Here is a 22,786-nt window from a genome sequence, read left to right as displayed (position 1 = left end):
CTCTATCGCGCGGTGGTGGTACCGGCTTCCATCACGAAATCCAGATGGCGGAACCGGTCCATGGTAAACGAGGCCATCAGCGGATGCGGCTCGCCCCTGGCCACCAGATGGGCCAGAGTCAGACCTCCCGCCGGGATCGCCTTGTAACCACCCCACCAACCGGCGGTGACGAACAAACCCGGCACGTCGGTCTGATCCATGATCGGTGAGGCGTCGTGGGCAATGTCCAAGTGCCCGCCCCATTGCCGCATCAGTTTGAGCTTTTTGAAGCTTGGGAACAGCGACAGCATTGCAGTCACCGTGTCTTCGAAGACGTTCTGTTTGATATCGCGGCGAAAACTCTGCCCCATATCGGGTGCGCCGCCGATCACCATTTCGCCCTTGTCGGACTGGCTGAAGTAAAAGCCGCTATCGGGGCAGTTCACGATAACGTCGATCAGAGGCTGCACCGGCTCTGAGACGAAGGCCGTCAGGTTCATCGTACGCAGAGGCAGTTTCAGACCAGCCGTCTCGGTCAAAGTAGTCGTGTGACCCGACACCGCAACAACCACCTTGCTTGCCCGGACCCTGCCACGATTGGTTTCGACTCCTTCGATTGAACCATCTGTGCCACGCAACAGCGATTGCACTGCCGTTTGCTGATGAATCTCGACACCTCGTGCATCAGCCGCGCGCGCGTAGCCCCAGGCTACTGCGTCATGCCGGTTCACGCCCGCATCCGTATGAACCATACCGCAGATCACCGGCAGACGCGCATCCGGCCCGCCCCCGGTCAACGCCGGGATACGGCGGCGCAATTCCTCGGTCGTGATCTGTTCATAGGTCGAACCGTAAATGTCCATCACCAACTGCCGCCGCCTCAGTTCGCGCAGTTTTGGCCAGGTTTGGACCACGTCCACCATGGTCCGTTTCGAATGCATCATGTTAAAGTTCAGCTCATGCGTGAGACCTTCGTACATCGCGACGGACTTGACGTAGAACGGAACCGACTCATCTCGCATGTAGTTTGACCGAATAGTCACTGTATTGCGCGCAATATTGCCGCCACCCAGCCAACCGCGTTCCAGGACGGCAACATCGGTGATGCCGAATTCCTTGGTCAGGTAGTAGGCAGTCGCCAGCCCATGACCCCCTGCTCCGATCACCACCACATCATAGTGATCTTTCAGGGGTGGGCTGCGCCACGCCAACGGCCAATTTCGATGTCCCGAAAGCGCATTACGGGCGAGTGAGAACACGGAATAATTTTGCATGGTGGTAATAATATTTATCATCATGCATTTTCAGTCAATAAATTTATTTACCCACGGACAAGCTAATTCCCCGGTATGCGGACCAATGGGGGCGACGGAAGCCAATCTCTTTTCTGGCCTAATTGGAAAATTCAATTAAGCTGTTAGCGGAAAGGCGGCATCATGAAACTCCGCGTTGAACAGTTCCATCGACGTCTCGCCGGCAAATGGTCGGCGCGGTCGCTTTGGCCCTGTTTCATCATAAACTGCCGCAGCTCACCCGCCTCGTAACGCCTTGCCGCCCAGGCGCATTGCGCCTGCCTCTAAACCCGCCTCTTCATTCGAGGCGAAGTGGATGGACGTTACATGACACATGCAAATGAACTAAGAACAACTCAGGATGATTATGCCCGCGACGGCGTTGTGCTGCTGAAAAACATCTTGTCGGAAAATTGGCTGACCAAACTCCGTCAAGCGGTCGATACTGAAGTCGCCAAGGGCGATCGTTATTTTGCCTATAAGAATATGCGTGAGAAGCCGGGTGTTTTTCAGGATTACTGCCTCAACTCAGATATCGGGCAGCGCGTGGCCGAGGTGGCAGACAGCCCCTGGGCTTCGCTCATATATGACCAGATCTTTGTGAAAGAACCGGGAACCAAAACACAAACCGGTTGGCATACGGACCAACCTTATTGGCCGGTCTCAGGACCGATCATGACAATGTGGATCGCGCTGGATTCGGTAGATCCCGACAACGGAGCCCTGGAATTTGTGCGGGGATCTCACGCCTGGGGCGCGAAATACCGACCCTTCAAAACCGATCAGCTTGGTGGGTTCCTGCACTACATGGAAAAAGACAACCCCGATTACATCGACATGCCGGATTTTGAGGCAAACCGAGCCGATTACGACATCTTTCACTATCCAAGCATGGAACCCGGCGATGCGCTGGCATTCGACGGCATGACGGCTCATTCAGCGATGGGAAACCGGACATCGAGCCGACGTAGACGTGGCTATGCAATCCGGTTCGCAGTGGACGGCGCAATTTATGAGCCGCGCGACGCCGTTACCGAATGGCTGCACGACGACACCCTGCGCCCCGGCGCGCCATTTGCCGGGGGTCGGTTTCCTATAATCTACCAGACCGTTTAAATAGCAGAGGGCTGGTACCAGCCCTCTGCTCAAGCTTGCCTGGCGATGCTTTCGGGAGCTTCAGCTTCAATGGCCCGGTCCAGAACGCGTCGGAACTGTTTCGCACCTGCATCAAGCCCAAGGTCGATATGGGGTGTTTTGGCGTGCTTCATACCCAGATGAACCTTCTCCAACACCTCCCGGTCTTCGTTAAAGGCCATGTAGGCCCCGTCATTCATGAATTTGGACACTTCCGCATTGTCGGGATCCGAATTGCGGTGCTGGAACCAGAAATACCGTGTTCGATCTTCGTCAATCGGGGTCATGAAATTGTACGATATATTGATGAACGTCTCATCAACTGGTGCTTTGTCATATCCACCAGTTCCAACGGGGGTGTAGATGGACTTGTTCAACCCGATGGCGGGCAGACACATTTCGTAATGCTGCAACCGGTCGCAGTCTCCTTCAAATACCACCAGTTTAGCATAATAAGGTGACGGCGGCTTGTTTTCGATCCAACGCGAGACGATCACACCGCGATCAGTCTTCTCAACATTCAGTGGTTCCTCATCCGTTCCTGCGCCCGCAAACGAAGACACGTGGACCCATGCGACATGGCTGGGATCCAGCAGGTTGTCGCAAATCCATAGGTAATGGCAGTCAATATCCAGCACTCCGCCATCTGTCAGACCCCAGGTGGGGTCATCAAAATTCTCAACCGGGAAAATCTTGTCGGGATCAGCCAGAGCCGGATCCCCCATCCAGATCCAAACAAGGCGATAGCGATCCACCACGGGATAAGATTTGACCACCGCCCGCCGCGGAGTCATGCCACGCTGGGTGGGGCTATCAGTGCATTTGCCTGAACAATCGAAGGTCAATCCGTGGTATCCGCACTCCACCAGATCTCCTTTCAGATTGCCATTCGACAAGGGCAATTTTCGGTGCGGACAGGCGTCTTCCAGTGCGACCGGAGTGCCATCTTGCTGTCTGTACAGCACGACGTTCTCGCCAAGGAACGTCTCACCCTTCAGCTCGCGACCGATGTCTTTGCTCCAGGCGGCGACATACCAGCAATTTCTCAGGTACATTGGACAGCTCTCCATATCATCTGATGGCTTGCGCCAGTATGGGCACCAGATCAGCCATGCGCCATGCCGGATTGGTAATGACTCGTATAAGTCAAACTAATTTTTGGCAGTCGCATGATCTGGAATGTCAGGCTGTGAAGCCACCTCGGCACGAATCCAATTCAGAAACTCACCCACTTTCGGGCTGTCTTTGGTTTCATGGGGACGTACCAACCAATAGGACAAGGGCGATTGCGTCATCTCAGGAAAGGGTCGAACCAGTCGCCCATCGCACAATGTGTCAATGACCAGAGGTTCACGCCCAAGAGCGACTCCCAGGCCTTCGATTGCCGCCTGCACGACCATATTTGATTGCCCCAGCTGCCGCGTACGCAAAGGTGCGGGTAAAGTCACGCCACATTGCCGAGCCCAGAAATCCCATGTTGGGCTTGCCGCTCCGTAGGGAAGATTCTCATCCACCAGCAAAGTGTGTTGCGCCAAATCTTCGATCCCCTGAAGGTTCGGCAACAGGGATGGGGCGCACACCGGAAACAACGTCTCGGTCATCAGCAGATCGACCTGATAACCAGCGTAATCCCCCAGACCATACCGAATACCAACATCGGCATCCGCCCCAGAGAACGGATTTTGTCCAGTGTCGGTTGCGATCGAAATGGACAGATCCGGGTGGGCTAGATCAAAGTGTAGCAACCGCGGAAACAACCAGTTGAAGGCAAAGCCTGGCAGACAGGAAATCACGATTGTTCGGTCGTTTCGGGTTTTGTCACGCAACTGGGTGCAAACATCCGATATACGCCCCAACCCCTCGGATATCGCGAGGGCGAGTTGTTCGCCTTCACGCGTCGGGCGCGATTGCCGCGCGCCGCGCACCAGAAGGTCCCTGCCAAGCCATTCCTCCAGCGAGCGTACATGCTGGCTGACCGCACTTTGACTGACACCCAGTTCGGTCGCGGCAGGGGAAAACCCGGAATGGCGGACAACTGCCTCAAAGGCGCGCAGAGCGGAGTAAGGCAGGTTCACAATCATATTAGTCACCCTAATGCCAGCCATAATCACTTTCAAATGGATTAGGCGGCAGGCACGCGCGTAATCTATACTGGGAGCAATCCGGAGGAGACGTGAATGTCCGACATAACGCCCGAGCGTGGCGCGCATAACCTTTTGTTGAACTGTGCCCGTGCAACGGCCGGCGACAGATTGCTGATCGCCTATGAACCGCCGGAATTCGGTTATTTCGACGCGGACAGTGTCGATATAGTCTCTGGGGTGGCGCAATCCATGGGATTGTCCGTGGATGCGGTTGATGTTGGGTTCAACCCGGACAATCCACATCTGTCGCCCGATCTGCTGGCGCGGTTCGAAGCTGCCGACATAATCCTCTTTCTCGCCCGCCTCGGGGATCAGCTGCGTTTCTCCGAAATGCCGCAGGGGAAAAAAATCATAGTAAGTTTTGCACTGACTCGCGAGTTGTTCGGGTCCGGGTTTTCCAACGGGCACCATGACGCGTTCATGGAAATCAAGGCCGGAATCAATTCTGTGCTGAACACGGCAAGTGAAGTGCGGATAACCTGCCCGCTTGGCACAGACGTGCAAGGACGGCCAGAGATGAACCTTGAACCAGCGGGCGACACCTCGATCCTGCGCTTTCCTATGTCGGTGTTTACTCCGGTCCCGGCCCACAGCTTCTCGGGCCGTGTTGCGCTGGAATTTCTGACGGGCACCGGTTCAAAATACTATGACGACTATACAGTCGAATTCGAACGTCCCGTGTTCGCGATCCTGGAAAATGGTCGCCTGACCGGGTTCGAGGGTAATCCTACTGACACAGCCCGGGCCGACGCCCATTATGATCGCGTCGCAGGTCACTTCGGTATCGACCGCAACTTTGTGCACTCTTGGCACGCCGGCATTCACCCCGGCTGCGGCTATCCCTGGGACATGCGCGATAATTTCGAAAGATGGGGTGGAGCCGCCTTTGGGAATCCACGCATCCTGCATTTTCACACCTGTGGTGCCTACGCACCGGGTGAGATCAGCTGGAACGCATTCGATCCGACAATTGTAATCGACAGCGTAAAATTTTGGGATAATGGCGTGTTCCATGCTGATCGGCTGCCGGGCGGAGTGTCCATTCTGGACAGGCATCCCTGTGCGGCCGCTCTGTTCGCGAATCCTGATCCGGATATCGGATTTCGCAAGACGGGATGACCATTCCCGGCTTGATCGAATCACGCCGTGTAACGATAATCCGGAATTAATAGAGCCTGTCCGATAAGGCCCTATGGTGCGGAGCACTCCCGTCTCCGGTGCCGGATAATGCGATGAGGGCAAAGCCCCCGCACCGGCAAAACTGTGGAACTCACATGTCAAAAGCAATCGTTACGCCACTGACTCAGGCCTTGGCCGAAGGAAAGCTAACACGCGCTGAACTGAAAGACTTCATGCAACGCTCGAACGGGCCTGGCCTGCGTCACTTGGCGCTTTGGGTCATTTTGCTCGCCTGTACAACCACCCTTGTAGCGCTGGCCTGGAACAGCTGGCTGATCTGGCCCGCAATGTTCCTGCAAGGGGTGGTTTTGGTTCATCACTTCTCGCTACAACACGAATGCGTGCACTACACCGTGTTCCGGACCCGTTGGCTAAACGATCTTGTTGGTCAGATTTGTGGGCTTATCATTGTTCTGCCGCATCGGTTTTTTCGGTACGAGCATTGCGACCATCACACATACACACAACTGACAGGCGAAGATCCTGAACTGATCCCGTTGCCAAAAACACTTGGGCAATACCTGTTGTACCTGTCCGCACTGCCCTATTGGCGCGGCAAATTCACCGAATTGTTCCGCCATGCCAGTGGACGCCTCAGCGAGGTTGAGCTGCGGTTTATTCCCAAGGTCGAACATCAAGCCGTTTATCGAGATGCGAGGAGGATGCTGGCCATCTACGCGGCAGTCTTTCTGGCCATGGCGTTGACTGGCTGGTGGGGCCTGGTCTGGTACTGGATCATACCGCTGTTACTGGGCGAGCCGGTAATGCGTTTTGTTCGGATGACTGAGCATGTCGGACGGCCGACTGTGGCCGAGATGTCGGAAAATACACGCACAAATCTGGTGTCCGCCCCATGGGCTTTCCTTTGCTGGAACATGAACTACCACGCGGAACATCACTATGTGGCCTCGGTACCTTTCCATACATTGCCGCGACTGCATGAGAAGCTGAAAGATCACATCTTTGTCGAACCCGGTGGATACTTTGCCGCGCATCGCGACATTCTACGGCAGATCTTGCGAAACAGACGCCAGCAAAAGGCAGGGGTTTGATCCATGGCAGGGGAGAAACCGTGGCGGGATGTGATTGAAGCATCCCGGCTAGAGAAGAACTGGGTCACGCGCGTTGAAATCGGAACTCGTATGATCGCCATCTATGATACACCCAGCGGGGTCTTTGCCTCGCTGGCGCTGTGCAATCATGGCGGCGCGGACCTGTGCGACGGGTATTTTGATGGCCATGTCATCGAGTGCCCGCTGCATCAGGGCGCCTTCGATGTGCGGGATGGAAAACCTGTTTCTGCACCTGCCACACGTTCGATGAAGGTGTTTGAAACGCGGATCGAAAACGGCATTGTGCAGGTAAGGGTTTGAAGGAGTCCGGCCCTTTTGTCTTAGGCGGGGGCCGGCAAGCCAGGCATGATCACATATCCCGGAAGGTCGTCGATACGTGCAATCCCTGCGCGCACTTTAGGATTTGGCAAAAGTGAGCCGTCGCGACGTAGTGGAAAACTTCGTTCACGGAAAAGGACAGCCATTGCTGGATGTCGCCGTAATCATCATGTGTCACCGGAACCCAGTCCGCCGCGCCATACTTCTGCACCAGTGTAAATCATGATTGCTGTGCTGTCGCGCAGAACAAATCCAACATCGACAACAGTAAGCGGACTTTGTGACAGCTACTCGATAAACTGAAGTCATAAAGCCGTATCATCCGGGCGCGATTACTATTGCTTCTCAGACCGTTTCTCGAGCCTTGCGAAGATGCGACTGAGACCAAAGCAGACGATAAAGTAAAAGGCGGCCGTGGTGATCCACGCCTCAAAGATCATGCGAGATGATGCGACAAGTTCAACTGTCTTGTAGGTCAGCTCCTGCACCGAAATCAGTGACAGGATCGAGCTGTCTTTTATCAGCGAGATAAACTGATTGGCAAGGGGCGGCACCACTTTCTTCATCGCTTGCGGCAGGACCACATAACGCAGCTCCTGAAGTCGGCTCATACCGATCGAACGTGCCGCTTCGCGCTGACCTTTCGGAATTGACTGAATTCCGGCCCGAACAATCTCGCCGACAAAGGCGCTTTCGAACAGGGCCAGTACGATAACACCTGAGACAAGCGACGGGAAACGACGCATTTCACCGAAGAAAAACACCCAGATCTGATTGTCTTCCTGCCGAGCGATCCCCCTCGCCCAACGTTCCAGGTTGAGTGCATCAATCAACTGCTGGGATAGGAAGAAAAAGAAAATAAAGACAACGACGACCGGCGGCACGTTACGCAGAAACTCAAGGTAAGTTCGTGCCAGCATTCGGATCGTCAGGTTGGCCGAACACCGCGCAACACCCAGAATTGTGCCAAGTATCAACGCCAGAATGCCCGAGTAGATGCTGATGCGGACCGTCGCAGCCAGCCCTTGCAACAGGAGGTTGGCAAAATACTCCTCGCGGCTGGAATGCCAGCCGACGATGTATCCTGGGATCAGCTCCCACCGCCATTTGTAGTTCAGCGTGCCTTCGATCGACAGCCAGATGTACCCGAAAAAGACAGTCAGAACTGCCACGATCAGGTAGTCAGGCCATCTCAGTTTCTTCAGGAAGTTTTGCACCGGGCACGCTCCGTGTCAGGTTCGGGGGCGACGAAGCCGCCCCCGATCATTTCAGTTACTGAGCAACCTGATCTGCCCACTCTTCAGTGGCGAACCAGTAGTTGTGGCGCTCTTCCAGCCAACCCGACCGCCACTGCTGCGCAATCCAGTTGTTGAAGAAGTTCATGGCATCTGGGTCGCCCTTGCGAACGCCAAATGCCTCGCCCCTCGGATCATAAAGGTTTTCGAAAGGCACGGTCAGCGTTTCGGGATTGCGTCCGGCTTCACGGTTCGGGGTTGGTTGCGCCGCCATCGAGGCATGAGCATTGCCATTCAGCACCTCTTGGGTCGAGGCACCGTCTTCATCGAACAACAACAGTGTCGCATCCGGGAAGTTTTGTGCGATCACTGCCGCCGGAGTTGCGCCGCGACGGGCCGCAAAGGTCACTTCTGGCTTGTTGAAATCCTCCAGCGTCATGCCTTCGGTCATCGACTTGTTGGCAAGGATGGCCAGTCCTGAATAGGCGTAGGGGTCAGTGAAGTTGATCGTCAGATTTCGCTGCGCAGTCATCGACATGCCGGAAATGATCACATCAAAATTGGACGACACGAGTGCTGGGATAATTCCATCCCACGCGGTTGGTACGAACTCGACTTCAACACCCATGTCTTCAGCAAGTTTGCGACCGACATCCAGTTCGAACCCGATCAGGTCGCCATTCTTGTCGCGCATCGACCACGGAACAAACAGGGACAGTCCGATCCGGATTACGCCGTCCTGCTTGATTGTTTCAATTACACTTTCACTGGACAGTTCCTGCGTTGTGCTTTGTGCCCAGCTAGAGGTCGCGATTCCAGTTGCCACAACCGCACCGAGTGCAACCCCGAGCATTCTGCGAGAAAGCTTCATCTTGGTTCTCCTTGTTGTCCGACAAATTTTTCAGATTTATTGGTCGACGGCATATTTCTTCTCCAGGTGGCTCACGCCGATCGACAGGATCAGGGTCACCACCAGATAGACCAGTGCGATGGTGAACCAGATTTCGAAACTCATGTAGGTATCGGAAATGATGTTGCGTCCGAACGTGGTCAGTTCAGCAACCGCGATCACACTAACAATCGCAGAAGACTTGATCAGGTGAACGATCTCACCGGTCATGGGCGGCAGCATGAAGCGAATGGACTGTGGCAGTATGATGTAGCGATAAGACTGATAGGTCGTCATCCCGATGGACTTAGACGCCTCCCACTGGCCTGTGGGAATGGCGTTAATCCCCGCGCGCAGGATCTCGGAAATCAGGGCGGAATGGAAAACGGCCAATGTCAGGATGCTGGCAACATAGCGGTCAAACCCGAATATCGGCCCCAGAACGTAATAAAACAAATAGAGCAGAACCAGCAGAGGGATATTACGGATCAGTTCAAGGTATCCAACCGCGACGGCAGACCCGATCACCAATCCCGACAACCGCAAAAGCGCCACCAGCAGGCCGATGACGGTTGCAAGAAGGAAAGCGGTGACCGACAGCTTTATCGTTGCCACCAGCCCAATCGGGATTTCACCCCATTCAAACCCAATTTCCGTGTTGCGGTACAGGAACTGTGGCACCCTGTACCATTGCCAATTATACCCCATGCCCTGCGCACCAACATACGCGCCGTATGCGATAAGCCCCACAATGATCGCGTAGATGGTAATCGAGATCAGAACCGAGTCGAAAAACCGCTTATAGACCGGCGGTTTCGGCAATGGCTGACCTTTTGGCCCCGATATGCCCAAATCGGCCACGTCAATGCGCCAGAATCTGATCCAGGAACAGGCGGCACCGTTCGCTGGATGGGTTGGTAAAGAATTGTTGGGGCGGTGAAACCTCGACGATGCGGCCTGCTTCCATGAAGACCATCGTATCGGCAACTTTTCGGGCAAATCCCATCTCATGGGTAACGACAACCATGGTCATACCGGTATCTGCGAGTTCGACCATAACATCCAGAACCTCGTTGATCATCTCGGGATCCAGCGCGGATGTTGGCTCATCGAACAACATAATCCGAGTTTCCATGCAGAGCGACCGTGCAATGGCCACGCGCTGCTGTTGCCCACCCGACAACTGCGCCGGGTATTTGTCGGCCTGTTCGGGAATATGTACGCGCTCCAAATAATTGCGGGCGGTTTCTTCGGCCTGCGCTTTAGGGATCTTGCGCACTTTCATCGGGCCGATCATCAGGTTTTCCAAAACCGTCAGATGCGGGAACAGATTAAACTGCTGAAAAACCATACCCACTTCCTGACGAAGCTCACGGATTTCCTTGGCACCGTCATACACCTCGATCCCGTCAATCACGAGACGGCCGGAATTGTGCCATTCCAATCCGTTGAAACAGCGGATCAGAGTGGATTTTCCAGATCCAGATGGGCCACAAATCACGACTTTCTCACCCTGATGCACCGTCAGATCGATGCTCTTCAACGCGTGAAACGAGCCGTAGTACTTATCCAGATTGGTCACTTCAATCATCGGAGTGGCTTGGTTCATGTTGCGCCTGTCTGGGTTCGGGACATCATGTTCGACTGTCCTTTGCGGTGATGAGTGTGGTGTGCATTCTTTGCAATTCTCCACATGGTCGCCGAGTAGATCTCCGGTCGCAGGGCGGCATGAGAACCGATGAAACAGCCAGTTCCAGCCAGGCGCTGGGATTGAGCGGGGCAATCGGGCAAGGCTTCAGAATCCTCAAATTCGTTGCACTCTGATTAATATGGTTGCTTAATATGCAATACTCGTCAATAAAAAACTCATGGGACAGAATTACAGCGCCCAAATTTCGAGCTGACGACCAAGGGAGGAACCGCGAATGTCTGCCTGGATCAGGATGATTTCCGATGAAGATGCCGACGAGCAGCTGAAGGCCACTCTGGATCTGGCGCGGACGCCACATGGAACAGTAGACAATGTCATGCGCGTTCATTCCCTGCGGCCTAACACCATGAAGGGGCACGTGATTTTGTATCGCGCTTGTCTGCACGATCAGGTCAACACAGTTCCGATGTGGTTTCAGGAAGTGATCAGCTCTTACGTTTCCACGCTAAACACCTGCCCCTATTCTTACGCCAACCACTGGACAAATGCCCGACATCTGATCGACGACGACTCGCGGGCCGACGAGATTGAGGCCGCGCTTAAGGCGCGTTGCCCGCAGGATGCGTTCGACGGCGCCCATCTTGCAGCGCTGAATTATGCCGAGAAACTGACGCTATCACCCGGAGCCATGACCGAAGCCGACGTCGCCGCCCTGAAAACAACAGGATGGGAAGATGGTGAAATCCTCGAAATCAATCAGATCGTAGGATACTTCAACTACGCGAACCGCTTATTGAACGGGCTGGGTGTGACAACTGACGGCGATGTTGTGGGATATTACAGCAACGATTGATAGGACAGATCATGCAGGGAGACCCTCCGGGAAGACAGATCGACCGCGCAATCGGAGCATCGCTCAGAGAACTGCGTCAAAGCCGCAAGCAATCGGCTCGCCGACTGGCCGAACAGTCGGGTATTTCCGCCGCGATGGTCAGCCGAATTGAGAATGGGCTTGTCTCACCGTCGATCGACACGCTGGCGGCGCTTGCCGAGGCCCTTGAAGTTCCGATCGTGTCTTTGTTCCGCGAAGCCCGCACCGACCATACTGACTATACCCTGGTACGTCACGGCGAAGGCTTGAAGTCGACGCGGATCGCAGGCGGGCATAGTCATGAGTATGTCAATCTGGCACTGCACTCGCGCAAAGATCTGCGATTTCAGGCGCGGCGCGTCACACTGTTGCGCGACGGCGGACAGCCGCCCACCTATGTCGGACATGGCGTCGTCTTTGTACTAGCGCTCGAGGGAGAGGCCGTCTACCGCTATGGCGACGCCCGGTTCAAACTTAAGACGGGCGACAGTATCAGCGTGGACGCAGAACTGAACCACGGTTTTGAAGAGGTTCTGACCCCTGAGTTTGTCTTTCTGACTGTTCAGGCTGAGCGGCCGTGATGCCCCGGTAACATGGCTCTTGCAGTCGACCTTGACCTGACCCGCGGATCCATTTCGGGACACTTCCGAACGCTGGCGGTGCCTGGTGCGGTTGGGATGCTGTTCAGCACACTCTACAACGTCGTGGACATTTTTTTTGCCGGACTGTTGTCGACAAGTGCACAGGCCGGACTGGCCCTTGGATTTCAGGCGTTTTTTATCGCGATGTCTGTGGGCGTCGGCCTTGGTGCCGCCATGAGCGCACTGGTTGGAAATGCGCTTGGGGCGGGAAACCATCGAATGGCTCGGCGTCTGGCTGCACAGGGAATGACCTTTGGCTTCATCGCCGCCGGTCTGCTCGCGTTGGCGGGGCTTTGGTATGGGCCGGCCTTGATACACTTGGTCTCGGTACCGGGCGAATATCGCGATGCCGGAATGCGCTATTTCTATTGGCTTCTCTTGGCGTTGCCCGGGTTTTTGTTGGCGCATGGGTGTAATGGTATCTTGCAGGCGCATGGCGATGCCGTGTCCATGCAACGAGCACTGATCATAGCATTTTTCGCCAATATCGGGCTGAATCCCTTGCTGATCTACGGTATTCCCGGGTTGGTTCCGGGTATCGGATTTGACGGTTTGGCGGCATCCACCGTGATCAGCCAGACCGGTGTAATGGCGTACATGATCCGGCAGGTTCTGAGGCGACGTCGGATGAAGCGGATGCGAGCCGCGTATTTCGCACCTCGCCTGAAACGATTTGCTGAAATCTCCGTTCAAGTGTTGCCAACAGCTGTGTCCTTCATGGTGATGTTGCTGTCTGGCTTTGTCATGCAATTTGCTCTCAAGATATTTGGAGAGCACGCAATAGCCGGGTTCGGTATCGCCATCCGGCTGGAACAAATCCTGCTTCTGCCCGTGCTTGGTGTCACCGGCGCTCTGCTACCAATTGCATCACAGAATTATGGAGCGCGCGAGTATCACCGCATGCGCAACGCCCTGTTTTATTGTTGGAAAGTTGGGTTTGTCATGACAGCGGTCGCTGCCCCCATCTTGTGGTTTCTGGGGCCATTCGTAATGCGTTTTTTCACCAACGACCCCGAGGTCATTCGGGTTGGCGTCAGCTACCTGCGCGTCGACAGTTTGATTTTGCCGTTTTACATGATGCTGTTTTCTATAAACTCACTGCTTCAGGCCCTCAAAAGACCCATTTGGACAGTTTGGATCAGCCTGTACCGCCAGGGTTTCGGCGTTGCATTCTTTGTCTGGGTGTTTGTCGGCCTGTGGGGCTTCAGCGAAATCGGCGTATGGTTTGGAACCGCGACGGCTGTTGTCACCGGGTGGGTTATTGCGTTGCTCATGACAACATATGTTGCAAGGCGGGAAATGGGTGGCCTCTGGAGACCTTCACGCCCTGCCTGACCAGACGCGACCGAGCTGCAATCATCATACAAAGAAGGGAGCGACAAAGCCCCTGTGACACAGTAGCTGCGGGCACCCGTACCGCCCGCCGTTGATTTTTCGATACCAAGACTAACGTCGACGAGGTCATCGCCTACCAGCTACAAGCGCCACCACTTTTCTCCTCAGATCATTGCTCACGCAGTGTGCTTTACTTTTGAGCCTGCGCGAAAATGAAGAGATGCTGCTGCAATGTGGTATCGATGCGTTTTATGAGACTCGAAACTAAGGAGCGCCGTTTCTTAGGTGCCCTGTTTGCGTAAGATTTTTTAGGCAGTCGCTCGAAGCTTGCCGTGTCTGACTATCCGGCAATTTCTGCAAGCAGTTTCTTGGCAATAGCTTGATCGTCAACGCAATCCCCATCTGCGATATTGTTGCTAGCAGACTCGAGGACGGAAATTGCTTCGTTCACCTGATCGCTTACTTGCCACAGAGTGGCAAGGTTAATGGCCGCCCGCAGTTCCCATGTTTTCGCGCCCTGTTTCCTTGCAACTTTCAGCGCTTCTGAAAAACAACCCTCTGCAGTTTTCCCGTCGCCGGTTTTCACCGCAATGACACCTTCGAGACGCAACAGATCGCTCTTAATGAAGTTCTCATGGGTTTCACGGAGTGCATGCCGTGACTGCGCCGCGAACATTTCTCCGAGGTTCATTTGGCCCGCGCCAAGAGCTTTCCATGCAGCCAAATTTCTGAATATTGGCAAGTATAGACGCGCGTTCAATTCCTCATACGTAACTTCAAACCTATTGTAGGAGTTTACCCACTCATCGTCTTCTTCGACCCCCGTGGCCAATGCGTTAATGGCATCAACGTAAATGCGCATTTGTTTCAAGCCGAATTTTTCACTTGTTTCCTGAAGCACATCGGCATGCCGACGGGCTGAGGAATGGGATCGGTTCAGTAGCTCACGCAGCCCAACGTGCATGTGCACATAACAGATCGTGGTCGCGTGATCAGTTTTCGATGCTGCGTCCTCTGCTCTTTTCGCCATAAAGTCGGATTCTTGCGTTCTGCCCAGACACCAGAGGTTTAGTGATTGATAAGCATAAATTGCAGCACCCGGATCTTGCCCGAAGCGGCTTTCATATCCACTGTTTTCGGCGGGCACATATAGATTTAAAGCACGGTCAAACTCAGCTTTCGCTGATTGGAACTTACCAAGCATGCAGCATGAAACACCTATCAGACGGGCGCTGATCATTTTGTTGACACGAACCCCTGAAGTTGTTGCTTCAGTTGCGACGTGTCGTGCTATTCTCAGGGCTTCCTCATGCCTTCCTGTCATCAAGTTTCCCACCCATAGACCATAAAGCGCAGGAAACCTAAGCGGTGAATCTCCGAGCTTCTCGGCCAAAGACAAGGCAACTCTATATGCCTCAGCCGTTTCGTCCGCAGCGTAACCATGCAGAGCCAGCAGTAAGGGCGCAATCTGCACCTGGAGGTCCAGCGCTCGCTTCAACCCTTCAGGCTCCTCCGCATTAGGTTTTTGGCTATTCAGGCTGAAGGCCCGTCTAAGGTGCGAAACCGCTTCTTCGAATGCGGGCCTTGCAAATGCAACTTTGCTTGCACTTTCCCATAGGTCTATTGCCCGATCAGTTTGGCCTGCGGCTTCAGCATGTGCCGCCAGTACTTCCGGCGCAATGTCGGCATCGTTTTCGAACGCGGCCAAGATGCGCGTATGAACTGTCCTGCGCTTTTCTTTCAGCAAGCTTTCATACGCGGCATCCCGAACCAGTGCGTGTTTAAATATATAGGTGGCCTCGGGCGGTAAACCGCGCCGATAGATTAGCTCCGCCGTGATCAAGCCCTCTAACGCAGCTCGGAGTTCGTCCTCTGGAAGGTGCGTAACCTTCGCCAGAAGGTCGTGGCTAAACTGACGTCCGATACAAGCAGCCGTCTGCGCCACATCCTTGATCGGTTGCAATCGGTCCAGTCGTGCCATCAAACTATCATGCAGAGTGGTCGGAATGGCCACAGCACTCAGCGGACCAACCATGACGAGTTGGTCACTCTCTTCTTTCAGCACACCAGATTCAAGGATCGTTTTTGTTAGTTCTTCTACAAAAAGAGGGACACCATCTGTGCGCTGAGCAATAATTTCCATTATCTCGTCCGGCAACGCCTTGCCGCCCGTCAGTTTTCCAGCAATGGCCACGATCTGATCTTTGCCCAGCCTGTTGAGTGCAAAGCGTGTCACAAGTGGATGCCCGCCAAACCCGTGTTCGAAACTTGGCCGCGCTGTTGCAAGGATCATGACCGGCTGTTTCGTGATCGCATCCAAAATAAGGTCAAGAAGCTCAAGCGAGGTCGGGTCAATCCAGTGCAGATCCTCGTAGATCAACAGCACCGGCTTTTCCGAGGCTTGTTGCGCCAGCAGCCGGATCAATGCCTGCATGGTATGTGCGCGCAATTGGACAGGTGTCAGGTTATGGTCGCCATAACGCTGTGCGCCATTCAATCCCAGCATCGGCGCGATCAACCTCAGCGTATCTTGATCCTTTCCTATCAGCGCCTCGAGCTTGTCAAGACGCGCCGCCAAATCATCATTCGCTGCGAAGCCGGCGGCAAAAGACAACTGCTGAATGATTGGGTAAAATGCGCTATCTGTATGATAAGGCGAGCATTGATAAGTGATACGGATATGATCGTCATGCGAAATGCTGTCGACAACCGCCCGCGTGATGCGAGATTTACCAATACCTGCTTCGCCGCTGACAACGGTCATTTGACCTTGCCCCGCCCGAGCCAAAGACCAACGTTCGAGCATCAGCTCTATCTCGTGGTCTCGCCCTATGATGGGGGTCAGGGTTCCAGATTGCCGGGCGGCAAACCGACTTTCGACTGCCTTTTCACCTTCGACAGCAAAAGTTTCGACCGGCGCGCCAACACCTTTCAATCGTTGCTTACCAATGGGCTTCAGCTTGAAGGTGCCGCCCAACAGCCGCTGGGTTTCGTAAGGTAGCACAAGTTGGTTTGGCTGAGCGATACCTTGCAATCTTGCCGCCAGATTGGGCGTTTCGCCAACCACAGCGGCTTCCTGTGATGCGCCGCTGCCCACCAAGTCACCAACAATGACAATCCCGGTGGCAATTCCAACACGGGTCGCAAGGGCGGTACCGTCAGGTGCTTTTGTATTCTGCACGCTGGTGATGACCTCTAGTCCAGCACGCACCGCGCGGTCCGCATCGTCTTCGTTAGCGCGGGGCCACCCGAAATAACACAGCACCCCATCGCCCATGAATTTGGCGACAAACCCTTCATGGCGCCCAACTACACCCGCCACAGTGTTTTGGTAGTTTGTTATGACATTGCGCATGTCCTCAGGATCGATACGTCCGGCTATCTCCGTCGAACCGACGAGATCGACAAACATGACCGTCAGGTGGCGGCGCTCCGCATCTATAGAAGAATTGTGTGACGGCTCGGTTGACTCAGCCGAATTCGCCCTTTCGGTAGAAGGTCCATGGTCGAAGTTGCCTAGCAAGGTTTGGGAAACTGCATCCATGATCCTGCGACGAGGTCCGATTGGCAGTCCAAGTTCTTTCAGGTCGTCCTTGTCCAGACTCGGCAAAATCTCCAAATCAATCTCAGCTTTTGCAAAGGCTTCAGAGTATTTTTCCAACCCCAGTTCGGTCAGCCAGCTTTGAATATCCTGCAAATCAAACTCCTCCCCCTGCTATTGCGGACGAGCAAAAATCCAATAATGTTCAACTCTAGCCGCAACGAGAGTTGCTTGTCATGTTTGGATATTTCTTTGGAACGAACCGACCACAGTATTTGTGCCAACGTACGTCACCCAGGCATGTGAGACACAACGGGTCCTTGATTGCGATCCAGCAACGGCGAACAGCTTGGATTATAGCTGTATTTTCAGGAACAGATCATAGGCGTAATACGCCAATGTCACATGCATAAATACTAATTCACTTTCAATAGCCTAAGGCTCTATGTCCAATTTGGGAGTATATTCAGCAATGCAGGAGCTTTACATTTCCAGCCAAAAAAATTCCTCCGTGTGTCTGGATCGATTGATGGATCGGTTGTTTTTTGAGCTTGCAGATGCAGCCGAGAACCCCGCCCGCAAAATTGCGTTGTCTGAAGGGGCGGTTAGAAACCTCTCTCAAATCACGGAAAGCGTTTGACTTGGTTAAATCCAATCAACCCGAACATGGAAGTGGCAGGACCGGCAGACCCGCCGCCTCCATTTGCGGGAATTAAGTGATTGTGAAGAGGACTAACCCTATGCGGACGAAGTGATTTTTCGCTGCGATTGCACCGATGTCGGCTTTGGGGGACTCAACAAAGGATCGTTCATTGAGGCAAATTATGTGTTGACCTACAAAATGCAGTAATTTCGTTGCAATAACCAAATTTCCGAAAAGGAACACACTGAATGATTGCCTACGTCACCGTTGGTGTTGACGACATCGCTCGCGCGGAGCGTTTTTACTCTGCGTTCCTGCCAGCCCTTGGTTACGAGCTAGAAGAGTTTCATGGAGACCTGAGCTACGTGCTGCCCGTAGAGCCGGACCAGTCTTTTGTTATGCCGGACTTCTACGTTAAATCCCCCTTTGATGGACGTCCGGCCTCGACTGGTAACGGTACTATGGTTGCATTCGCGGCTCGCAATCAAAAGCAGGTTCGTGACCTTCACTCCGCTGCTCTTGCCGCAGGCGGTTTTGACGAGGGCCAGCCGGGCTTCCGTGCCTCGTATGGATCTCAATTTTATGTTGGCTACCTTCGCGACCCTCAAGGTAACAAGATCGCTTTGTTCTCCAGCGATCCAGACGAACCCGGACGAGACGGATAACGCGGGTTTCGTGGGTGACAAAAGCCGTTCGTTGCGATGGAGAACATCGGTACAATGAGCTCGTCTCTAACCTTAGATGCACAGTGCCTGAACGGCTGGACTTGTTCCGACCTGTTATCTGGGTAGCATATGCAATGGACATGCCTGCCCAAGTGCCATTGGTGGGATCGAAGCGCAATTCTCATGGAATGGAGCTTGCCTGCGGGGCGTAAACTCACGTCATTGGTACGGTAGATCGGGCGAATGCCTGTGACCTCAGGAGCCGGTTCTGTATTTGACCAGCAGTTGATCTAGTCGCGGCGGGAGGAATCGAACCTCTGAATTCTACCTTGCGAAGACCATTGCAGGTAGCCAAGCCGTTGACTTCCTTCAAAGGAATGCTGTTTTCTGAGATGATTAGCCAGCTTGGATCAGATTCGCCAGTTTCATTGACCAAGGGGCACTACCTGCATAGCCCCGGCAGATACCCTGGCCCGAGTTAAAAGCCAGGTCGTTCTTTACTGTATTACCCCAAATTCAATCCATTTATGCACGATGAAGAGTCCTGCCGTGGGTTAAGCCATTCACTTTCTCCAGGATGGCATCCGCATCAATGCCGTGGTGGCGATAGAGATCGCCGATCGTTCCGGTCTGACCAAAATGCTCAACCCCCATTGGAATGGTCTGATGTCCAAGCACGGCCCCAAGCCAGGAAAGCGTCGCAGGATGTCCATCAATAACGGTGATCAGCTTGCAGTGAGGCGGAAGGCCGGACATCAGAGTTTCGACGTGGGAACGTGCCGCCAGATTGCCGCGCGAACGCGCCCGTTGTGCGGCCGTCCACCCGGCATTCAACCGATCGGCCGAAGTCACAGCCAAGACACCTATATCCCGGCGACCTTGGCCAATCATGCCTGCGGCCTTGATTGCCTCCGACGCGACTGCACCTTGGTAAGCAATCACAACCTCGCAATTTGGCCCCGGCTTGCGCAGCCAGTATGCACCGTCAACAGCACCCTGACGAAACGCGTTATCCACGCGATTGCCCGGTTGTTCAATCGGGTTGGTTGTCAGGCGCAAATAGACTGAGCCGCCGGTTTCGTCGCGAAGCCACGTGCGCTCGTCCGGTTGCCCTTCGCCATCACGTTGCAGGTAATCGAAGGCCCATTCCATAATCACGGCCAGCTCATCAGCGAAGGCCGGTTCAAACGCGGCCAACCCGTCCTGGCTCATCCCGATCAGCGGCGTGCCAACGGATTGATGCGCCCCGCCTTCAGGTGCCAGTGTAACGCCCGATGGCGTGCCGACCAGCATGAAGCGTGCGTCCTGATAACAGGCGTAGTTCAGAGCATCGAGCCCGCGGCTGACAAAAGGATCATAGACGGTGCCAATCGGGATCAATCGCTTACCGAACAGGGAATGCGACAGACCCGCGGCGCCCAGAAGCAACATGAGATTCATCTCGGCGATGCCAAGCTCGATATGCTGCCCTTTCGGTGTAAACTCCCACTTCGCAGTCGATGGGATGCGGTGCTCAATGAAGGCGTCGGCTTGCTCGGATCGGGCAAACAGCTTGCGCCGGTTCACCCAGGGACCAAGGCTTGTTGTGCCTGTCACATCTGGGGATGTTGTCACGATGCGCTCGGCCAATTGGCTGTCGCCCTTTGACAGATCGTCAAGGATCTTCCCAAACGCCATCTGGGTCGAAATTTCCCGACTGGTGTCGATTGCGATCGGCGGCACATCCAGCTTGTCATCAAAATAGCGGCGCGGACCTTTGGCAAAGAACGGCGTGTTCGCCAGAAAACCTTTGAGCGCGCCTGGGTTTTGCACAGTTGCAAACGGCTCCCATTCTTCTCCTTGAGGCACGCCCATATGGCTCTGCCATGTAGAGAACTGGCTGTTATTCATCAGCCCGCCGTGATTGTCCTTGTGACCTGCAATGGGTGTTCCCCATCCTTTGACGGTGTAGGCCAAGAAACACGTGGGACGATCATGATCGATTGCGGCAAATGTTTGGGCCATGGTCTCGACGCAGTTGCCGCCAAGGTTTTCCATCAAGGCAGAGAGTTCTGCATCCGTGCGCCGTTCAATCAAGGCGGTCACTTCCCCTTGATCACCCAGATCGTCCATGAGGCGCTGACGCCAGACCCCACCGCCCATGAAGGTCAGGGCCGAGTAATCCTGGTTGGGGCAAGCGTCGATCCAGTCGCGCAGGCGGTCGCCTCCGGGTTCTTCAAAGGCCGCACGTTGGAGGACTCCGTATTTCACGCGGACGACATCCCAGCTGAACGCATCGAAGATTTTTTCGATCCGTTCAAAAAGCCCCTCGCGGACGATACCGTCCAATGACTGGCGGTTGTAATCGATTATCCACCACGTATTGCGCAGGTCGTTCTTCCAGCCTTCCTGTAACGCCTCGTAAACGTTGCCTTCGTCCAACTCCGCATCGCCAACAAGTGCCACCATGCGTCCCATTGGGGCGTCCGAGCCCCATCTTTTGGCCTTGATGTAATCCTGAATGATCGAGGCAAACGAGGTTATCGCGACACCCAAACCAACTGACCCGGTCGAGAAATCAACGTCGTCGATATCCTTGGTCCGGCTGGGATAGCTTTGCACACCACCAAATCCGCGGAAGTTCTCCATCTTCTCTCGGGTTTGATTGCCCATAAGATAGTGCATCGCGTGAAAAACCGGCGACGCATGGGGTTTGACCGCAACCCGGTCCTCGGGGCGCAAGGCCGAGAAATAGAGCGCGGTCATGATCGACACCATCGACGCAGACGACGCCTGATGACCGCCGATCTTGATTCCATCCACCTTGGGCCGGACATGGTTGGCATGGTGAATCATCCAGTGCGACAACCACAGCAGGCGTTGTTCAACGATCTTTAGCTGGGTGGGATCAATGTGCATGGCGGTCTCCGGGTTCAGGCGGCGCTGCGGGCAGGATAAGGCAGAGCTTGCTCTAGGTCTGCAAGGATATCTTCGACATCTTCCAGCCCGACAGAGAGGCGGATCAATCCATCGCTAATCCCATGCTCGGCCCGCTCTTCCGGCGTGTATGTCGAATGGGTCATAGATGCCGGGTGCTGGATCAGTGTCTCGGCATCGCCCAAGGATACCGCGCGCTGGATCATGCTCAGGCGGTTCATGAATTCAATCCCACCGGACAGGCCGGATTTGACTTCAAAAGCAATCATGGCACCGGGTTGGGACATCTGGCGGAGTGCGACATCGTGCTGAGAAAAGCTCTCGAGCCCGGGGAAATAAACCGCGTCAACAGCGGGATGTGCTTCGAGGAAATCAGCAACTACCTTAGCGGACGCACAATGACGATCCAGACGTAAGTTCAGTGTTTTCAGCCCACGCAAGATCAGCATCGCGTTGAAAGGTGCCATCACCGCACCGGTCATGTCTTTCATCCCGACAAGACGGATTTCTGCAATCTGCTCGGCGTTTCCTACCACCAGACCAGCGACAACATCGCCATGCCCACCGAGGTATTTCGTGGCGGAGTGCAGAACGATATCCGCCCCATGTTCGATTGGGCGGGTCAGATAAGGGCTGGCATAGGTGTTGTCGACCACGACCTGAGCACCAACTGAATGCGCGACTTCGGCGCTAGCGGCAATATCCACCAAGCGCATGTTCGGGTTGGCTGGTGTTTCGAAATAGACAACGCGGGTTTTGTCAGAAACGGCTGCTTTCAGGTTCTCGGGGTCTGTCATGTCAACATGGGTGATTGTGACACCCCACTTCGCCAGACCGTGACGCATGAAGGCGAAGGTGCAGCCGTAGAGTGTTTTATCCACGATCACCTCGTCACCCGGCGACAGCAGTGTCCAAAGTACCGCCGTAATCGCGCCCATTCCACTGGACAGGGCCAGCCCCGCCTCAGCCCCTTCCAACACGGCGATACGACGTTCCAGAAGATCGCAAGTTGGGTTCGAGATACGGCTGTAGATATGGCCTTCACGCTCGCCTGCGAACATCTCGCCACCCGCTTCGGCCGTCTCGAATGTAAAGGTGGACGTCAAGTGAAGCGGTGGCGTCAGAGCGCCGTCGTTCTCCAGCGGATCGTAGGCATGGTGGATGGCGCGGGTGGCAAATCCGGTCGGTTGTGTCATTGCAAGCTCCTGATGCGTATTGAGACCAGATTACGCCTTTACATCAGGCGATTGATTTCAAATTATACTAACAGGCGCAGAGAA

At 54.6% G+C, this 22,786-nt stretch carries 18 protein-coding genes; 8 read left to right on the top strand and 10 right to left on the bottom strand.

The window, feature by feature from the left end; all coding sequences use genetic code 11:
* Positions 1-2 precede the first annotated feature (2 nt).
* Positions 3-1,274, bottom strand: coding sequence for an FAD-dependent oxidoreductase (locus tag AC2TCY_RS10240; protein ID WP_480847246.1), 1,272 nt, complete (start codon positions 1,272-1,274; stop codon positions 3-5).
* A gap of 324 nt (positions 1,275-1,598) precedes the next feature.
* Between AC2TCY_RS10240 and AC2TCY_RS10235 the strand changes: the two genes are divergently transcribed.
* On the top strand, positions 1,599-2,387 hold the full coding sequence (locus AC2TCY_RS10235) for a phytanoyl-CoA dioxygenase family protein (protein ID WP_480847245.1): 789 nt from the start codon (positions 1,599-1,601) through the stop codon (positions 2,385-2,387).
* Between the two features lie 29 nt (positions 2,388-2,416).
* On the opposite strand, the gene AC2TCY_RS10230 is transcribed toward AC2TCY_RS10235, so the two are convergent.
* A complete protein-coding gene (locus AC2TCY_RS10230; RefSeq protein ID WP_480847244.1) occupies positions 2,417-3,460 on the bottom strand; it encodes an aromatic ring-hydroxylating dioxygenase subunit alpha in 1,044 nt (347 codons plus the stop codon).
* Positions 3,461-3,556: 96 nt separating this feature from the next.
* Positions 3,557-4,486, bottom strand: a complete 930-nt coding sequence (locus AC2TCY_RS10225) for a LysR substrate-binding domain-containing protein (protein WP_480847242.1) — start codon at positions 4,484-4,486, stop codon at positions 3,557-3,559.
* Between the two features lie 96 nt (positions 4,487-4,582).
* On the opposite strand from AC2TCY_RS10225, the gene AC2TCY_RS10220 reads away from it, so the two are divergent.
* The 3 genes from AC2TCY_RS10220 (at position 4,583) to AC2TCY_RS10210 (ending at position 7,101) form a co-directional block, all read left to right on the top strand.
* Complete coding sequence (locus AC2TCY_RS10220; protein ID WP_480847241.1) at positions 4,583-5,668, top strand: hypothetical protein; 1,086 nt, start codon at positions 4,583-4,585, stop codon at positions 5,666-5,668.
* 155 nt (positions 5,669-5,823) lie between these two features.
* On the top strand, positions 5,824-6,780 hold the full coding sequence (locus AC2TCY_RS10215) for a fatty acid desaturase family protein (protein WP_480847239.1): 957 nt from the start codon (positions 5,824-5,826) through the stop codon (positions 6,778-6,780).
* A 3-nt stretch (positions 6,781-6,783) separates the two neighbouring features.
* Positions 6,784-7,101 (top strand): non-heme iron oxygenase ferredoxin subunit, encoded by a 318-nt coding sequence (locus AC2TCY_RS10210; RefSeq protein ID WP_480847238.1) that lies wholly within the window; start codon positions 6,784-6,786, stop codon positions 7,099-7,101.
* Positions 7,102-7,454: 353 nt separating this feature from the next.
* Here AC2TCY_RS10210 and AC2TCY_RS10205 read toward each other — a convergent pair whose 3' ends face one another.
* From AC2TCY_RS10205 to AC2TCY_RS10190, 4 genes are read right to left on the bottom strand one after another with little or no spacing between them, the layout of a single operon-like run.
* The gene (locus AC2TCY_RS10205) at positions 7,455-8,336 is read right to left on the bottom strand and encodes an amino acid ABC transporter permease (RefSeq protein WP_480847236.1); all 882 of its coding nucleotides are present in this window, start codon (positions 8,334-8,336) and stop codon (positions 7,455-7,457) included.
* Between the two features lie 55 nt (positions 8,337-8,391).
* Positions 8,392-9,225, bottom strand: coding sequence for a transporter substrate-binding domain-containing protein (locus tag AC2TCY_RS10200; protein ID WP_480847234.1), 834 nt, complete (start codon positions 9,223-9,225; stop codon positions 8,392-8,394).
* A gap of 36 nt (positions 9,226-9,261) precedes the next feature.
* Positions 9,262-10,104 (bottom strand): amino acid ABC transporter permease, encoded by an 843-nt coding sequence (locus AC2TCY_RS10195; protein WP_480847232.1) that lies wholly within the window; start codon positions 10,102-10,104, stop codon positions 9,262-9,264.
* Between the two features lies 1 nt (position 10,105).
* Positions 10,106-10,852, bottom strand: a complete 747-nt coding sequence (locus AC2TCY_RS10190; protein ID WP_480847230.1) for an amino acid ABC transporter ATP-binding protein — start codon at positions 10,850-10,852, stop codon at positions 10,106-10,108.
* 316 nt (positions 10,853-11,168) lie between these two features.
* On the opposite strand from AC2TCY_RS10190, the gene AC2TCY_RS10185 reads away from it, so the two are divergent.
* The 3 genes from AC2TCY_RS10185 to AC2TCY_RS10175 are packed head-to-tail and all read left to right on the top strand — an operon-like array spanning position 11,169 to position 13,741.
* Positions 11,169-11,747, top strand: coding sequence for a carboxymuconolactone decarboxylase family protein (locus AC2TCY_RS10185; RefSeq protein WP_480847229.1), 579 nt, complete (start codon positions 11,169-11,171; stop codon positions 11,745-11,747).
* A gap of 11 nt (positions 11,748-11,758) precedes the next feature.
* A complete protein-coding gene (locus AC2TCY_RS10180; RefSeq protein WP_480847228.1) occupies positions 11,759-12,346 on the top strand; it encodes a helix-turn-helix domain-containing protein in 588 nt (195 codons plus the stop codon).
* Between the two features lie 12 nt (positions 12,347-12,358).
* Positions 12,359-13,741, top strand: a complete 1,383-nt coding sequence (locus AC2TCY_RS10175) for an MATE family efflux transporter (protein WP_480847227.1) — start codon at positions 12,359-12,361, stop codon at positions 13,739-13,741.
* A 340-nt stretch (positions 13,742-14,081) separates the two neighbouring features.
* On the opposite strand, the gene AC2TCY_RS10170 is transcribed toward AC2TCY_RS10175, so the two are convergent.
* Positions 14,082-17,438 (bottom strand): ATP-binding protein, encoded by a 3,357-nt coding sequence (locus AC2TCY_RS10170; RefSeq protein WP_480847226.1) that lies wholly within the window; start codon positions 17,436-17,438, stop codon positions 14,082-14,084.
* 735 nt (positions 17,439-18,173) lie between these two features.
* Here AC2TCY_RS10170 and AC2TCY_RS10165 point away from each other — a divergent pair.
* Positions 18,174-18,590, top strand: a complete 417-nt coding sequence (locus AC2TCY_RS10165; protein WP_480847225.1) for a VOC family protein — start codon at positions 18,174-18,176, stop codon at positions 18,588-18,590.
* A 525-nt stretch (positions 18,591-19,115) separates the two neighbouring features.
* Here AC2TCY_RS10165 and AC2TCY_RS10160 read toward each other — a convergent pair.
* Together AC2TCY_RS10160 and AC2TCY_RS10155 are read right to left on the bottom strand one after the other, a co-directional pair.
* Positions 19,116-21,488, bottom strand: coding sequence for a 1-deoxy-D-xylulose-5-phosphate synthase N-terminal domain-containing protein (locus AC2TCY_RS10160; protein WP_480847224.1), 2,373 nt, complete (start codon positions 21,486-21,488; stop codon positions 19,116-19,118).
* A 14-nt stretch (positions 21,489-21,502) separates the two neighbouring features.
* A complete protein-coding gene (locus tag AC2TCY_RS10155; RefSeq protein ID WP_480847223.1) occupies positions 21,503-22,702 on the bottom strand; it encodes a methionine gamma-lyase in 1,200 nt (399 codons plus the stop codon).
* Between the last annotated feature and the right edge of the window lie 84 nt (positions 22,703-22,786).

The organism is Ruegeria sp. HKCCD7181 (assembly GCF_057221055.1).
The sequence above is the reverse complement of the archived record's forward strand: the minus strand, read 5'-3'. Positions and strand labels throughout refer to the sequence as shown.

Bases quoted from the DNA above. Each gene is read 5' to 3' on its own strand.
- AC2TCY_RS10220 (WP_480847241.1), top strand. From the start codon at position 4,583: ATGTCCGACATAACGCCCGAGCGTGGCGCGCATAACCTTTTGTTGAAC.
- AC2TCY_RS10155 (WP_480847223.1), bottom strand. From the start codon at position 22,702: ATGACACAACCGACCGGATTTGCCACCCGCGCCATCCACCATGCCTAC.
- AC2TCY_RS10175 (WP_480847227.1), top strand. From the start codon at position 12,359: ATGGCTCTTGCAGTCGACCTTGACCTGACCCGCGGATCCATTTCGGGA.
- AC2TCY_RS10210 (WP_480847238.1), top strand. From the start codon at position 6,784: ATGGCAGGGGAGAAACCGTGGCGGGATGTGATTGAAGCATCCCGGCTA.
- AC2TCY_RS10180 (WP_480847228.1), top strand. From the start codon at position 11,759: ATGCAGGGAGACCCTCCGGGAAGACAGATCGACCGCGCAATCGGAGCA.
- AC2TCY_RS10185 (WP_480847229.1), top strand. From the start codon at position 11,169: ATGTCTGCCTGGATCAGGATGATTTCCGATGAAGATGCCGACGAGCAG.
- AC2TCY_RS10160 (WP_480847224.1), bottom strand. From the start codon at position 21,488: ATGCACATTGATCCCACCCAGCTAAAGATCGTTGAACAACGCCTGCTG.
- AC2TCY_RS10240 (WP_480847246.1), bottom strand. From the start codon at position 1,274: ATGATAAATATTATTACCACCATGCAAAATTATTCCGTGTTCTCACTC.
- AC2TCY_RS10235 (WP_480847245.1), top strand. From the start codon at position 1,599: ATGACACATGCAAATGAACTAAGAACAACTCAGGATGATTATGCCCGC.
- AC2TCY_RS10200 (WP_480847234.1), bottom strand. From the start codon at position 9,225: ATGAAGCTTTCTCGCAGAATGCTCGGGGTTGCACTCGGTGCGGTTGTG.
- AC2TCY_RS10190 (WP_480847230.1), bottom strand. From the start codon at position 10,852: ATGAACCAAGCCACTCCGATGATTGAAGTGACCAATCTGGATAAGTAC.
- AC2TCY_RS10215 (WP_480847239.1), top strand. From the start codon at position 5,824: ATGTCAAAAGCAATCGTTACGCCACTGACTCAGGCCTTGGCCGAAGGA.
- AC2TCY_RS10165 (WP_480847225.1), top strand. From the start codon at position 18,174: ATGATTGCCTACGTCACCGTTGGTGTTGACGACATCGCTCGCGCGGAG.
- AC2TCY_RS10230 (WP_480847244.1), bottom strand. From the start codon at position 3,460: ATGTACCTGAGAAATTGCTGGTATGTCGCCGCCTGGAGCAAAGACATC.
- AC2TCY_RS10225 (WP_480847242.1), bottom strand. From the start codon at position 4,486: ATGATTGTGAACCTGCCTTACTCCGCTCTGCGCGCCTTTGAGGCAGTT.